The 14333-nt window shown below is 76.0% G+C and carries 13 protein-coding genes and 1 riboswitch; of the genes, 7 read left to right on the top strand and 6 right to left on the bottom strand.

Translation table 11 applies throughout. The annotated features are described in order from the left end of the window. Positions 1–15: 15 nt before the first annotated feature. Positions 16–185: riboswitch (cyclic di-AMP (ydaO/yuaA leader) on the bottom strand. A 391-nt stretch (positions 186–576) separates the two neighbouring features. The 4 genes from HL189_RS17885 (at position 577) to HL189_RS17870 (ending at position 3521) form a co-directional block, all read left to right on the top strand. After that, positions 577–837 carry a hypothetical protein gene (locus HL189_RS17885; protein ID WP_369135069.1) on the top strand — a complete coding sequence of 87 codons (261 nt, stop codon included), beginning with the start codon at positions 577–579 and terminating at the stop codon, positions 835–837. Continuing rightward, positions 834–2390, top strand: coding sequence for a phytoene desaturase family protein (locus HL189_RS17880; protein ID WP_369135068.1), 1557 nt, complete (start codon positions 834–836; stop codon positions 2388–2390). The genes HL189_RS17885 and HL189_RS17880 overlap by 4 nt, the downstream gene beginning before the upstream one ends. A 106-nt stretch (positions 2391–2496) precedes the next feature. Then, positions 2497–2640 carry a hypothetical protein gene (locus tag HL189_RS17875; protein WP_369135067.1) on the top strand — a complete coding sequence of 48 codons (144 nt, stop codon included), beginning with the start codon at positions 2497–2499 and terminating at the stop codon, positions 2638–2640. 44 nt (positions 2641–2684) lie between these two features. Then, positions 2685–3521 (top strand): YhjD/YihY/BrkB family envelope integrity protein, encoded by an 837-nt coding sequence (locus tag HL189_RS17870; protein WP_369135066.1) that lies wholly within the window; start codon positions 2685–2687, stop codon positions 3519–3521. Here the strand turns inward: HL189_RS17870 and HL189_RS17865 are convergent. Next, entirely contained in the window at positions 3511–4365 is an 855-nt protein-coding gene (locus HL189_RS17865) for a PPK2 family polyphosphate kinase (protein ID WP_369135065.1), read from the bottom strand. The two genes, HL189_RS17870 and HL189_RS17865, sit on opposite strands and share 11 nt — an antisense overlap. A 72-nt stretch (positions 4366–4437) precedes the next feature. Then, complete coding sequence (locus HL189_RS17860) at positions 4438–6471, bottom strand: UvrD-helicase domain-containing protein (RefSeq protein ID WP_369135064.1); 2034 nt, start codon at positions 6469–6471, stop codon at positions 4438–4440. Positions 6472–6559: 88 nt separating this feature from the next. Here HL189_RS17860 and HL189_RS17855 point away from each other — a divergent pair, with 88 nt between their 5' ends. Continuing rightward, entirely contained in the window at positions 6560–7330 is a 771-nt protein-coding gene (locus HL189_RS17855) for a YsnF/AvaK domain-containing protein (protein WP_369135063.1), read from the top strand. A gap of 179 nt (positions 7331–7509) precedes the next feature. On the opposite strand, the gene HL189_RS17850 is transcribed toward HL189_RS17855, so the two are convergent. Beyond that, positions 7510–8196 carry an alpha/beta hydrolase gene (locus tag HL189_RS17850; RefSeq protein WP_369135062.1) on the bottom strand — a complete coding sequence of 229 codons (687 nt, stop codon included), beginning with the start codon at positions 8194–8196 and terminating at the stop codon, positions 7510–7512. 71 nt (positions 8197–8267) lie between these two features. On the opposite strand from HL189_RS17850, the gene HL189_RS17845 reads away from it, so the two are divergent. Next, the gene (locus tag HL189_RS17845) at positions 8268–9329 is read left to right on the top strand and encodes a nitronate monooxygenase (RefSeq protein WP_369135061.1); all 1062 of its coding nucleotides are present in this window, start codon (positions 8268–8270) and stop codon (positions 9327–9329) included. Here HL189_RS17845 and HL189_RS17840 read toward each other — a convergent pair. Beyond that, entirely contained in the window at positions 9326–10027 is a 702-nt protein-coding gene (locus HL189_RS17840) for an acVLRF1 family peptidyl-tRNA hydrolase (protein ID WP_369135060.1), read from the bottom strand. The genes HL189_RS17845 and HL189_RS17840 overlap by 4 nt on opposite strands. A gap of 242 nt (positions 10028–10269) precedes the next feature. Between HL189_RS17840 and HL189_RS17835 the strand changes: the two genes are divergently transcribed. Continuing rightward, positions 10270–11034, top strand: coding sequence for a FadR/GntR family transcriptional regulator (locus HL189_RS17835; protein WP_369135059.1), 765 nt, complete (start codon positions 10270–10272; stop codon positions 11032–11034). Positions 11035–11056: 22 nt separating this feature from the next. Here the strand turns inward: HL189_RS17835 and HL189_RS17830 are convergent, their stop codons facing one another. Together HL189_RS17830 and HL189_RS17825 are read right to left on the bottom strand one after the other, a co-directional pair. Beyond that, positions 11057–12271, bottom strand: a complete 1215-nt coding sequence (locus HL189_RS17830) for an MFS transporter (protein ID WP_369135058.1) — start codon at positions 12269–12271, stop codon at positions 11057–11059. 148 nt (positions 12272–12419) lie between these two features. Then, positions 12420–14234: a phosphoenolpyruvate carboxykinase (GTP) gene (locus HL189_RS17825; RefSeq protein ID WP_369135057.1), complete on the bottom strand. Its 1815-nt coding sequence runs from the start codon at positions 14232–14234 to the stop codon at positions 12420–12422. Positions 14235–14333: the final 99 nt, after the last annotated feature.

Genomic DNA, 14333 nt, shown 5'->3' with positions numbered 1-14333 from the left:
GTCTGGCGGGTGGTCCCTTCTTCCACGTGCCGCCTACCGAGTTAGCTGACGGGTTCGGGCGGGAAGACGCCCGGCACCAGCGGCCCGAGACGGGCCGCGGGTGCTTCACCCCAGTACTGCGGTGGGTCCCCGGTCCCCTGGCCCGCCGCGACTGCGCGGGCCGTGGAGTTCGGCGGCGGTCCGGCCGGTCGTCACCCGGGAGGGTGACCGAGGTGCCCGTCGGACCGCGGTCGACCCTAGGGGCGTTATGTGGTCGTGACAAACCCCTTCGGTCAATTTGTGGACAAACTCCCGGCGTGTGCTTCGACACGCTGGCGGAGCGTGACAGGCACGCGGTGCGCAGGGTCCGGCCCGGCGGGGGTTGTGCCTCGTCCTCCGCCGCCGGACGGCCGACACGCGACCCGACCTGGTCGCCTCCGCCCGGCCGCGACCGGGGGGCCGACCGGGACGGGGCGTGCGCTGCGTCCCGTCTCCGGCCGTCTCCACCACGCTCCGCGAGCACCGCGCGGACCACGCCGCGGACGGCGGTGCGGGGCCTGCTGCGCCGCGTGCACGCCGACCCGCCAGGATGAGCGCGTGCCGACGATCTCCCCCGCCGCCTGGGACGACCCGGAGGTCGCCCAGCTGACCGCCGCGCAGCAGGCCGAGCTGCGCTCCCGCCACGACGGCGCCGTCGAGGCGCTCAGCCGCGGCTGGACCACCCTCCGCCTGGAGACCGGTCCCCGGCAGCCCGAGGCCGTCGGCCTCTACACCCGGGCCGGGTACGAGCCGGCCGCCGCGTTCGGCTCCTCCGAGGACGACCAGGACTCCCTCTTCCTCGCGCGGGGGCTCACGTGACCGGCCCGGCCGCCCGCCACGACGCCGTCGTCGTCGGCGGCGGGCACAACGGCCTGGTCGCCGCGGCCTACCTGGCCCGCGCCGGGTGGTCGGTGCTGGTGCTGGAGCGACGGCCCGTGCTCGGCGGGGCCGCGATCAGCCAGCAGGTGTTCCCGGGGGTCGACGTCCGGTTGTCGGCGTACTCCTACCTGGTCAGCCTCCTGCCCGACCGGATCGTCACCGACCTCGACCTGCAGGTGACGCTGCTGGACCGCGCGGTCGCCTCCTACACCCCCCTGGTGCGCGACGGCGCCCACGGCGGGTTGCTGGTCGAGCGGGAGGAGGGCCCGGCGACGGCGGCCTCCTTCCACGCCCTCACCGGCGGGGACGCCGAGTTCGCCGGCTGGCGGCGGTTCTACGGCCGGCTGGCGACCCTGGCCGAGGACCTCGCGCCGACCCTCACCGAGCCGCTGCTCGGCGAGGCGGAGCTCGCCGGCCGGCTCCGCGACCCGGAGCTGTGGCACGACCTGCGGGAACGGCCACTGGCCGACGTGGTCGGTGCGCACCTGTCCGACGACGTCGTCCGCGGGATCGCGCTCACCGACGGGCTGATCGGCACGTTCGCCGACGTCCACGCCGCCGACGGGCTGGCCGGCCGGTGCTTCCTGTACCACCTGATCGGCAACGGCACCGGGCGGTGGCGGGTCCCGGTCGGCGGGATGGGCGCGGTGAGCGGCGCGATCGCCACGGCCGCGCGCGCCGCCGGGGCCGAGCTGGTCACCGGGGCGACCGTGACCGCGGTCGAGACCCGGCCGGACGGCGTCACGGTGCACTGGACCGACGACGACGGGACGGCCCGGGCCGCCGACGCGGGCTACGCGGTCTCCGGGGCGGCACCCGCCGTGCTCGACGAGCTGCTGGGCACCACCGCCCCTGCTCCCCGGCCCTCGGGCTCGCAGCTCAAGGTCAACATGGTGCTCGCCCGGCTGCCCCGGCTGCGCTCGGGCGGCGACCCGCACCGGGTGTTCAGCGGCACGGTGCACGTCGACGAGGCCGCCTCGCAGATCGACGCGGCGTACGCGCAGGCCGCGGCCGGCCGGCTGCCCGACGTGATCCCGTTCGAGGTCTACTGCCACTCGCTGACCGACCCGACGATCGTCGGGGACACCGGCCTGCACACGCTCACGCTGTTCGGGCTGCACACCCCGGCGGAGCTGTTCACCACCCACCCCGACGGCACCCGCGACGAGGCGGTCGCCCGGGTGGTGGGCCAGCTCGACGAGTACCTGGCCGAGCCGTTGCTCGACTGCCTGGCCCGGGACGCCGACGGCCGGCCGTGCCTGCAGGCGGCGTCCCCGCTGGACGTGGAGGCCTCGCTGGCCATGCCCGGCGGGCACATCTTCCACGGCGACCTGTCCTGGCCGGTGGCCGCCGAGCCCGCCGAGGCGGGCGGCTGGGGCGTGGCGACCGCGCACCCCCGGGTGGTCGCGGCGTCCTCGGGCGGGACCACCCGCGGCGGCGCGGTGAGCGGGCTGGGCGGCTTCGCCGCCGCGCAGCACCTGCTGGGGCGCTGACCGGCTGCCGCTGACGCGGGCGGCGAGGCGTGAGCGGTGGCCCACGGGGAACCCAGACGGAGCCGGTCCCCGGCCGGCTCCGACCGACGCCCCCTCGGGAGGCCGCATGAGCACGCCGTCCAAGCGCCCCGCCGACGAAGGCGGGGGCAAGCTGCCACGGAGCCGCGCGCGCACGCTGATCCTGGTCACGATCGCGCTGCTCATCGTCGTCGCGTTCGGCTACATGATCCTGGTGTCGGTCCTCGCCTGACCCCTCGACGGGCACGACGCCCGCCGACCTGGTGACATTGGTCGGTGCAGGTGGCGAGAGAGGTCCGCGGCCTGCTGGCCACCGTCCGGGTCCGGCTGCGCGGGCGGGACACCGCGCTCATCGCCGCGGGTCTCACCTTCTACGCGGGTATCGCCGTCGTCCCGGGACTGGTGCTGGCCCTCGGGCTGACCAGCTGGGTGACCAGCCCGGGGACCGTGCGGGAGCTGACCGACCAGCTGGCCGGGGTGCTCCCCGCCGAGCTGGGCGCCCCCCGGGCGCTCGCCCGGCTGGCCGAGGCCGGCACCGGGCTGACCGTGGTCGAGGCGCTGCTGACCCTGCTGCCGATCTCCCTCTACGGCGAGGGGCTGCGCCGGGCGCTGCTGCGCTTCACCAGCACGCAGGACCGGTTCACCGGCTGGCGCGGCCGCCTGCTGTCCCTCCCGCTGCTCGTGGTGGCGCCGCTCCTGACGTACCCGCTGCTGGTGGCCGGCGGGGCCCTGGCGCGGCTGTCGGAGGAGCCGGGGGTGAGCTCCGGCCTCGCCGCGTTCGCCGTCGGCTACTACTCGGTGCTCGCCGCGCTCACCGTTCCGCTGGTCTGGGTCTTCCGGGTGGTGGCGGCCGAGCGGCTGCGGTGGGCGGCCGTCGTCGTCGGCGCCGTGTTCACCGCGGCCTGCCTGTCCGGCTTCCTGCAGGGGTTCGTGCTCTTCCTGGCCCTGCCGATCGACCTGGGCGCCCCGTTCGGCGGGCTGACCGTGGTCGGCGGGGTGGTGGCGGTCGGCTTCTGGCTGTTCCTGCTGCACCTGGTCCTGCTGGCCGGCTGGCTGGGCACCCAGGCGCTGGACGAGCGGGTCCGCCGCGGCGCGCCGGCGCTCAGCCGCTGAGGGGCGGCTCCTCCAGCAGCCGGTCGCGCTGCTCGTCGACGTCCCACGGCGGCTCGGGCAGCCGGGGCTGCAGCTCGGTGAGGGTCTCCCGCAGCAGCCGCCCCACCGCCCAGTTGCGGTACCACTTGCGGTCGGCCGGGACGACGTACCACGGCGCCGCGTCGGTGTCGGTGCGCTCGAGGGCGGCGGCGTAGGCGCGCTGGTACTCCGGCCACAGCGCCCGGTCGTCGACGTCGGTGGGGTCGAACTTCCACCGCGAGCCCGAGTCGTCGAGCCGGGCCAGCAGCCGTTCCTTCTGCTCCCACGGCGACACGTGCAGGAAGACCTTGAGCACGGTGACGCCGTCGTCGGCCAGCCGGCGCTCGAACCGGACGACGTCCCGGTAGCGGCGTTCCACCACCTCCGGCGCGGCCCGCTGACGCACCCGGCTGACCAGCACGTCCTCGTAGTGCGACCGGTTGAAGACGCCGATCATGCCGGGGCCCGGCACCGCCCGCCGGACCCGCCACAGGAACGAGTGCCGCAGCTCCTCCGGCGTCGGCCGGCCGAAGGTGACCGCGTGCACGCCGTGCGGCTCCACCGCGCCGAGGACGTGCTCCACCACGCCGCCCTTGCCGCTGGTGTCCATGCCCTGCAGCACCAGCAGCACGCGGCGCCGGCCACCGCCGGTGGCCTCGGCGTACAGGCGCCGCTGCAGCTCGGCCAGGTGGGCGGCGTCGGCGCGCGTGGCCTCCTTCGTCGCCTCCTTGTGCCCGGGCGCCTGCGGGGTGGCCCGCGGGTCGAGGTCGGCCAGGACGACGGGGGCGGCGGGCGCGCGCAGCGCCCGGCGCAGCGAGGCGGCCATGCCGGGAGCCTAGGGAGCATCCACAGCCCACCGGGCACACCCGGACGCCGGAGGTGGGGAGGGGGGCTCCCGTCAGCCGGCGAGGACCTCCGGCAGCTCGCCGCGGTGCAGCACCACCATGCTGCTGACCGCCCGGGTGAGGACGACGTAGAGCCGGTTCAGCCCGCGGGGCTCCGCGGCCGCGATCGCGGCCGGCTCCACGACCACGACGTGGTCGAACTCCAGGCCCTTGACCAGCGACGCCGGGACGACGGCGGTCCGGGCCGGCGCGGTGCCGTCGTCGGCCACCGCGGCGACCTCCAGCCCGGCCGCGGACAGCACCGCCACCACCTCGCCGGCCGCGGCGTCCGCGCACACCACCCCCGTGGAGCCCTCGGCGGCCGCGAGCTCGGCCACCACCTCGGCCAGCGGCCCGGCCAGCGCCGACACCGGACGCAGCCGCAGGGAGCCCGGCTGGGACCGGGCGGCGGTGGCCGGGGGCAGCGCCGGGGCGATCAGCGGCAGCAGCCGGTTGGCGAAGTCGAGCACCTCCCCGGGCACCCGGTAGCCGCGGGTCAGCGGACGCACCGTCGTCCCCGGCCGGCCCAGCGCCCCGAGCGTGGCCGCCCAGTCCGCCGCCGACCACGGGCTGGTGGCCTGGGCGAGGTCGCCCAGCACGGTGAGCGACCCGGCGGCCAGCCTGCGGGCCACCGCCCGGCACTGCATCGGCGAGAGGTCCTGCGCCTCGTCGACCACCACGTGGCCGTAGCCGGCGGTGCGCTCGAGCATCCCGGCGACCTCGTCCACCAGCACCGCGTCGGCGGCGGTCCACGGCGCGGTCCGCACCGAGCGCGGCGCGCGGGGCCAGTGCAGCAGCGCCTGCTCCTCCTCGGTGAGGATGCCGCGGGCCGCGCGGGCCAGCCGCTCGGGCTCGGTGAGCAGCGTGGCGACCAGGGCGGCGGCGTCCACGGCCGGCCAGTGCGCGTCGAGGAAGGCCCGGACCTCGGGGCTGCGGGCGGCGCGGCGGGTCTCGGCGTCGCTCGGGCTGCCACCGCCGGCCTCCTTGAGCCGCCGGGCGTACTCGGCCAGCGCCATGCTCAGCCGTTCCCGGCCGGCGGCGTAGTGGACCAGCTGCTGGTCGTCGGCGGCGGTGCCCGCCCGGCGCAGGTCGTCGACCAGCCGCTTGAGGCGCTCCGGCCCGACCCGGTACCGGCGCCCGGCCAGCGGCACCTGCACCGAGTCGGTGGGCTTGCCGATCAGCCCCCACAGCGCTCGGTGCAGCACCCGGGCCATCCGGGTGTCCCCCTTGAGGACGGCGACCTCCGCGGGGTCCTGCGCGCGCACCGTCACCCGCGCGGTCAGGTCGGCCACCGTGGCCTGGTCGACGTCGACCTCCCCGAGCGCGGGCAGCACCTGCTCGATGTAGCGCAGGAACGCCCGGTTCGGCCCCACCACCAGCACGCCACTGCGGGTGAGCTGCCCGCCGTGCGTGTAGAGCAGGTAGGCGGCGCGGTGCAGCCCCACCGCGGTCTTGCCCGTGCCGGGGGCGCCCTGCACGCAGATCGACTCGCCCAGCGGAGCCCGGACGATGTCGTCCTGGTCGGGCTGGATGGTGGCCACGATGTCGCGCATCGGACCGCTGCGGGGCCGCTCGATCTCCTGCCGGAGGACCTCGCTCTCGTGCTCGTCCCCGGCGGCGAGGAGCTCGTCGTCGTAGCTGGTCAGCTGGCCGCCGGCGAACCCGAACCGGCGGCGGCGCACGACGCCCTGCGGATCGGCGACGCTCGCCTGGTAGAACGGCCGGCTCATCGGCGCGCGCCAGTCGATGACCACCGGGTCACCGGCGGCGTCCCGGACGTGCCGGCGGCCGATGTGGAAGGTCTCGGACCCGCCGTCTGTGCGACCGAAGAACGCGGGCACGCCGGGGTCGGACGCCAGCGACCGCAGCCGCTCGGCCCGGGCGGCGCCGAGCCGCTCGGAGGCCCAGGAGTCGACGCCGACGTCGGCGACGTCGACCGCGGAGGCGCGCATCCGGGTCAGGCAGTCGGCCGCGTGCGCGAGGTGCGCCCGCTCGGCGGTGAGGACGGGATCGGGGGTGGCCTCGGGGAGAGCGGGAGACTGAGACACGGTCGGAGGACGTTACGCGCGGCGACCGCCCCGCTCAAGCAGTCGGCGGCGATGTGTAGACCCCGCGGTGCCGGATCATCCATCGCCCATGGCCAGCGACTCCGCACTGCCCCCGGTCATCGGGGCGATCGCCGAGGACCGGGACGGCAACGCCCTGGGCACCGTCACCGCCGTCTTCGTGGACGACGCGACCGAGCGGCCCACCTGGGTGGGGCTCACCTCCGGGCTGCACGCCACGGCCGACCCGGACGACGTGGCGGTGGTCGCGCCGATCACCGACGCCGTCTTCACCGACGGGCGGCTGCGGCTGGCCGTGCCGGCGGCAGCCGTCCGGTCCGCTCCCCACCCCGCGTCCCCGGACCGGCTCGGTCCGGAGGAGGAGTCGATGCTGCGGGCGCACTACCGGGGGGACCGGACCGGGGCGGTCGCGGGGACCGACACCGCCCTGACCGATTCGGCCATGACCCGGTCGGAGGAGCAGGTGCGGGTGCGCACGGTGGTCGAGCCGTGGACCCGCGCGGTGCTGCGGGTCGAGGAGGTCACCGAGGAGGTGATGGTGCCGGTCACCGTCACCCGGCAGCGCGCCCGGATCGAGTACCGCCCCCTCGCGCCCGGCGACGCCGACCGCCCGGACCCGACCCCGGACGATGCCGGCGCGCAGCGTCGCACCAGCACCACGGAGTGGGTGACGCTCTGGGGCGAGCAGCCCCGGGTCACGATGGAGCGGGTGCCCGTCGAGAAGGTCCGCCTGGCTACCTCGTGGACGACGGAGGAGCAGCTGCACAGCGACCAGGTGCGCCGCGAGCAGATCGAGCTGAGCACCACCGACACCGACGCCACTCCGCCCCCTGCCCGTTGAGCGTCGGCAGCCAGCAGGCCCCGTCGGCGTCTCGCGCAGCCGTTCGCCGACGACCGACGCGGGAGTCGGTCGGCGTTGCCGGGAGCGCTCAGGATCCGACCTCCCGGATGCTCGTGCTCTGAGTCGTGGGGCGACTCAGAGCACGAGCACGCGGGGAGAAGGGTTTCGAGGGGGCCGGGTCAGCCGGCGCGGGCGCCCAGCCACCAGTCGAGCGCGGTGGCGACCAGGTGCGGGGTCAGCACGTGGCCGCCGGCGAACTCGTCGTAGGTGACGTCGTACCCGTCGGCGGCCAGGTCGGCAGCGACCCGCCGGCCGCACCGGGCGACCGGCAGCACCCGGTCGTCGGTGCCGTGGCAGATCCACACCCGGGGGCGTCCGTGCCGCCCAGGGGCGGCGAGGAAGCCGGGCGAGAAGCCGAGCAGGGCCTCGGCGAGGTCGCCGTTGGCGGCGCCGAGGGACAGCGCGTAGGACGCGCCGTCGGAGAACCCGCCGATCGCCACCCGGTCGACCGCGCAGCGGCCGAACACCTCGGCCAGCGCGGCGTCGAGGACGGCGACGTCCCGGCCCAGGCTGCCGGCGATCAGGTCCCAGGTGGTCGCGGCCGAGGTGGGGGCCAGGACCACCACCCCGCGGGCGGTGGCCTGCGCGGCGACGGCGGCCACCGCGTTCCCCGCCGAGCCGCCGGCCCCGTGCAGGAAGACCAGCAGCGGGCGGGGACCGGCGGCCCGCCCGTCCGGCACCGCGACGAGCACCTCCGCACCCGTCAACCGCAGCGCGGTGGTCCCCGCCGGCAGGGGCGGGCCGGCGGGCGCGGGCGCCGGGCGGCTGTGCAGGCGGCCGTCGGCGGCGCGCGCGGGGTCGGTCACCGCCGCCCCCTACCCGGACGGCGCCGCGGTGGACCCTTGCCCGGACGGCGGCGGGGTGGTGGTCTGCCGGGATGACCCGGCCGCTCCCGCCCGTCCCCGCCCGCGTCGTCGCCGCCCCGATGGCCGGCGGGCCCTCGACGGTGGCGCTGGCGGCCGCCGTCGGTGCCGCGGGCGGCCTGGGCTTCCTGGCTGCCGGCTACCGGACGGCGGAGCAGCTGGCCGCGCAGGTCGCCGAGCTGCGGGCGGTCAGCGACGCCCCGTTCGGGGTCAACGTCTTCGCCGCCGGTCCCGCCGCGGACCCCGCCGTCCTGACCGCGCACGCCGCGCGGGTCGCCGCCTGGGCGCAGCGGTACGGCGTCGCGCCGGGCACCCCCGAGCACGGCGACGACGACCTGGCCGCCAAGGTGGAGCGGCTGGTCGAGCTGGCCCCCGCCGTCGTCTCCTTCGCCTTCGGGCTGCCCCCGGACGGCGCGGTCGACCGGCTGCACGGCGCCGGGTCCGCGGTGTGGGTGACCGTCACCGACCCCGAGGGGGCGAGCGCCGCGACCGCCGCGGGCGCCGACGCCCTGGTCGTCCAGGGCTGGGAGGCCGGCGCGCACCGCGGTGGCGGCTCGGACGAGGAACCGGGGCAGCTCGGCCTGCTGCCGCTCCTCCGGCTGGTGCGGCGGGTCACCGACCTGCCGCTGGTCGCCGCCGGGGGCATCGCCGACGGCGCGGGGGTGGCCGCCGTCCTGGCCGCCGGCGCCTCGCTGGCCGCGCTGGGCACGGCGTTCCTGCGCACCCCCGAGGCGGGCACCACGCCCGCGCACGCCGCCGCGCTGGTCGCCGGGCCGGCGCCGGCGGGTCGGCCGACCACGGTCACCCGGGCGTTCACCGGGCGGCGGGCCCGGGCGCTGGTCAACCGCGCCACCGCCGAGCTCGGCGACGACGCCCCGGCCGCGTACCCGGAGGTGCACCTGATGACCGCCCCGGTGCGCGCGGCCGCCCGCGCCGCCGGGGACGCGGAGGGGATGCACCTGTGGGCCGGGCAGGCGCACGGGCTGGCCGAGGCCGTGCCGGCCGGGGAGCTGGTGCGCCGCCTGGCCGCCGACGCGCGGAGCGCCCTCACCGCGGCGGCAGCGCTGCTCGGCTAGGGCGCCCGCTCCCCCGGCTCCACGATGTGCACCCGCACCGCGCAGAACTGGGCGGGGGTCGTCAGCAGCACCGCCTTCGTCGGCTCGCCGACGTCCAGCGGCGCGAGCCGGGGCAGCTCGGCCAGCGGGCGCAGCCGCGGGTCGGCGAGCACCTCGGCGACCAGTCCCCGGTCCCCGCCGGGAGCCAGCGCGACGAGGCCGGGCACGTGCGGCAGGAGCACGCGGGCGGCGGTGTCCGCGGTCGCCCCGACGACGGCGTCCGCCTGGTGGCCCCGCCGCCGGGCGAAGCGCTGCTGCGACCAGCCCCCGGCGGCGGTGCGGCCCTGGACCTGGCGGGCGTCGACCTTGGAGACGACCAGCTCCGGCCCGTCGAAGACGCCCACCGCCCAGCGGCCGCGGCGGACCAGCAGGACGGCGGTGCGCCGGGGCTCCCGGGCGGCGGCGGTGAACGCCGTCAGCGGGGCCGAGCCCGGGGTCCAGCCGTAGGGAGCCGCCAGCCGCAGCGTCGTGGTGTCCGCGCAGGTGACCGCGAGGCTCCCGTCGTCCTCGACCCGGACGTCGGCGAACGCGCCGTGCCGTTCGGCGACGCCGTCCAGCCACCGGCCCAGCCGCTCCGGGGCGACGCCGAGCACCCGGCCACCGCCCGCAGCGGGGCGCCCACCCCTCGGGGGGCGGGCGGCGGGGTGGTCCTTGGGCACCGGGCGATCCTGCCAGGCGCCGACCCGACGGCGTCGGACCTGGCATGGTCCGACGTCGGCTGCCCCGGCCGTCGCGATCGGCGCCCTGACCGCGGCCGCCGGCGAACCCGCGCCGATCGACCTGGTTGCGTCGGTGAGGCTCCTCGCGGGACCCGTGGCCGCCACCACGCTGCGGCGTCAGGACTGTCCTGGCCGTGACGAACCGGACCCGAGGTGCTGTCGCGCCCCCCTAGACTGGCCGGATGACGACGTCCGACCCCGGGGCCGCAGCGGTTGCCGCTCAGGCGGTAGGCACCGGCGACCTGCTCAGCCGGGTCAGCATCGGGCGCATCTCCGAGGTCATCGTCGACCAGATCCGCCTGCTCATCCGGCAGGGTCGGCTCGCTGCCGGCGACCGGCTGCCCTCGGAACGAGAGCTGTGCGAGCGGTTCGGTGTCAGCCGGGTGACCGTCCGCGAGGCGCTGCGGGTCCTCGAGGCCAACGGCCTGGTCGAGATCCGCGTCGGCGCCCGGGGCGGGGCCTTCATCTCCGCACCGAGCAGCCGGCTCGTCGGTGAGGGCATCGTCGACCTCATCTCGCTGTCGTCGGTCAGCGCCCGCGAGGTGACCGAGACCCGGATGGTGTTCGAGCTGGGCATCGTGCCGCTGGTGTGCGAGCGCGCCACCGAGGAGGACGTCGCGGCGCTCTACACGATCTGCGACCAGAGCGATGCCGCCAGCAAGGCCGACGAGTACCCGCTGGAGCTGTCTGCGGCCTGGCACACCCGCTACGCGCAGTCGGCACACAACCGCGCCATCTCGATGTTCGTGGACTCCCTGCACGACCCGCTGCTCCGCTCGCTGGAGCGGGCGCGCGCGGCGGCGCCCTCGCACGGCCCGCACGGCGTCGTCGAGCACCGCGCCCTGGTCGACGCGATCACCGAGCGAGACGTCGAGCAGGCCACCCGGCTCATGCGAACGCATCTGAACCGGACGGCCGAGCTGGTCGGCAGGGCGGACGACGCCTAGGTCTGAGAGAGCGAAGCACTGCTCAGCGGGCGAGCGCCGGAACGGCGGCGTGCTCGGCGGGGACCCGGAGCAGCCGCTGGCCGGCGGCCACCACCACCGCGGCCAGGCCGGCGGCCACGGTCGCCACCAGGAAGCTGGCATTGGCCCCCGTGCTGTCGACGATCTTGCCGGCGAGCGAGGTGCCGATCGCGACGCCGAGGGCCAGCGCGGTACCGATCCAGGTGAACGCCTCGGTGACCGCGGCCCGGGGCACCAGCAGCTCGGCGAGGGTGAAGGAGCTGATCAGCGCCGGGGAGACGGCCACCCCGGCGACCACCACCAGGAGCAGCATCGGCCAGAAGGAGCCGACGAGCACCAGCGGGACGGTCAGCGCGGTGAGCACGACCAGGACCCCGACCAGCCGCCGCCGCAGCGGGAGCGTCCAGTGCACGCTCCCCCAGCCGATGCCCGACAGCATCGACCCGGCGGCCAGGCCGGCGATGAGCAGGCCGGAGAAGGACCGCGCCCCCCGCTCGTCGGCGAAGGCGACCAGGGCGATCTCCAGGGTGCCCAGCACCGCACCGATCGCCGCCCCCACGACGAAGAGCACCCGCAGGCCCTGCACCCGGATGGCCGAGGGCCCCCGCCGGTGCTCGTGCTCGGCCGGCGGCGGCTCGGTGTGCCGCTGGGCGGCGAACAGCAGGCTGCCCACCGCGGCCAGGGTGAAGGCGGTGACCAGACCCGAGGTGGTGTGCCCGGTGGTGGACAGGAAGGTGACCAGCACCGGACCGACGATGAACACGAACTCGTCGACCACGGACTCCATCGCCAGGGCCGTGGGGAGCCGGGGCGTGCCGCGGAGCAGGTGGGTCCAGCGGACCCGGATCATCGAGGCGACCGGCGGGATGCTGGCCCCGGCGACGCCGGCGGCGAGGAACACCGTCCACAGCGGCCACCCGTCGCGCACCGCGAAGAGGAACGCCACCCCGGAGAGCACGAAGACCACCAGGACCAACAGCAGCACCCGGCGCTGGGCGTGCGTGTCGGCCAGGCGGCCGATCATCGGCCCGGCGATCGCCGTGGTGATCGCGCCGAACGCGGCCACCGCCCCGCCCAGTCCGTACGAGCCCGTCTCGGACTGCACGAGGAGCACGCTGCCCAGCCCGATCATCGACAACGGCAACCGGCCGATGAAGGCCGCGACCACCATCGGCACCGCGTGCGGGGTGCGCAGCACGTGCAGGTACGGGTTGGGCACGAGGGGGAGGGCCTCCGTCAGGGGTGGGCGTGCCCCCGCCACGCTAACCGAGGAGCGGGTGGCCCGCGGTGCGGGCGCGCGACCCCGGAGAGCACGAGGTCCCGCCCCCCGACGGCGCTGTCGGGGGGCGGGACCTCGGCTCCTCCCGCTACGCGAGCCGGCTCTTGAGGATCTCCAGCTCGTCCCACATGGTGCTGGGCAGCTTCTCGCCGAACTTCTCGAACCACTCGGTGATCTGCGGGACCTCGGCGCGCCACTCGTCCGCCTTGACGGCCAGCGCCTGCCGCACCTGGTCGGGGGTCATGTCCAGGCCGGAGACGTCCAGGGAGTCGGCGGTGGGCACGTGCCCGACCGCGGTCTCCTCGGCGGCCGCAGTGCCCTCGATCCGCTCGACGACCCACTTGAGCACGCGGCTGTTCTCCCCGAAGCCCGGCCACAGGAAGCCGCCGTCGGAGTCCCGGCGGAACCAGTTCACGTAGAAGATGCGCGGCAGCTTGGTGGAGTCGTGCATCTTGCCGGTCTGCACCCAGTGGCCCATGTAGTCACCGGCGTGGTAGCCGATGAAGGGCAGCATCGCGAACGGGTCACGCCGGACGACACCGACCGCGCCGGTGGCCGCGGCGGTGGTCTCCGAGGAGAGCGTGGCGCCCATGAAAACGCCGTGGTTCCAGTCCCGCGCCTCGGTGACCAGCGGGATCGTGGTCTTGCGCCGGCCGCCGAACAGGATCGCCGAGATCGGCACGCCCCTCGGGTCCTCGTACTCCGGCGCGAGGATCGGGCACTGCGTGATCGGGGTGCAGAACCGGCTGTTGGGGTGGCTGGAGGGCTCGTCGGAGTCCGGCGTCCAGTCGTGGCCCTTCCAGCTGGTCAGGTGGGCCGGCGGCTCCTCGGTCATCCCCTCCCACCAGACGTCGCCGTCGTCGGTGAGGGCGACGTTGGTGAACACCGAGTTGCCCTGGTCGATGGTCCGCATCGCGTTCGGGTTGGTGTCCCAGCCGGTGCCCGGGGCCACGCCGAACAGGCCGTACTCGGGGTTGAGGGCGTAGAGGCGCCCGTCCTCACCGAAGCGCATCCAGGCGATGTCGTCGCCGAGGGTCTCGACCTTCCAGCCGGGGATGGTCGGCTCCAGCATCGCCAGGTTGGTCTTGCCGCAGGCCGACGGGAAGGCCGCGGCCACGTAGTAGCTCTTCTGCTGCGGGCTGGTCAGCTTGAGGATCAGCATGTGCTCGGCTAGCCAGCCCTCGTCGCGGGCCATCACCGAGGCGATCCGCAGGGAGTAGCACTTCTTGCCCAGCAGGGCGTTGCCGCCGTAGCCGGAGCCGTAGGACCAGATGGCCCGCTCCTCGGGGAAGTGCACGATGTACTTGGTGTCGCTGCACGGCCACGGGACGTCGGTCGCGCCGGGCTCCAGCGGGGCGCCGAGCGAGTGCATGGCCGGCACGAACGGCCGGTCGGTGCCCATCGCCTCGAGGATCCGGCTGCCGATCCGGGCCATCACCCGCATCGAGACGACGACGTACTCGGAGTCGGTGAGCTCGACGCCGAACATCGGGTTCTCGGCCTCGACCGGGCCCATGCAGAACGGGATGACGTACATCGTCCGGCCGCGCATGCACCCCCGGTACAGCTCGGTCATGATCGACTTCATCTCGGCCGGGTCCATCCAGTTGTTGGTGGGACCGGCGTCGGCCTCGTCGACCGAGCAGATGAAGGTGCGGTCCTCGACCCGGGCGACGTCACCGGGGTCGGAGGCGCACCAGAAGGAGTTGGGCTTCTTCTCCAGGCGGGTGAAGGTGCCCGCGTCGACGAGCCGCTGGGTGAGCCGCGCCCACTCCGCCTCGGTGCCGTCGACCCACACCACCTGGTCCGGCGTCGCCAGCTCAGCCATCTCCCGCACCCAGGAGAGGAGGCGGGCGTGGGTCGTCGGGGCGTTGTCGAGACCTGGGATGGCCACGGAAGTCACGGCGTCTCCTCCTGGGGGGACCGTCGGTGCGGCGCTCACAGCGGCGCCAGGAATGCGTCACCCCCCGGCCACGACGCTGGAGCCGGGGGGATCGGGCCA

The organism is Modestobacter sp. I12A-02662 (genome assembly GCF_041028325.1).
Lineage (GTDB): Bacteria > Actinomycetota > Actinomycetes > Mycobacteriales > Geodermatophilaceae > Modestobacter.
The sequence above is the reverse complement of the archived record's forward strand: the minus strand, read 5'-3'. Positions and strand labels throughout refer to the sequence as shown.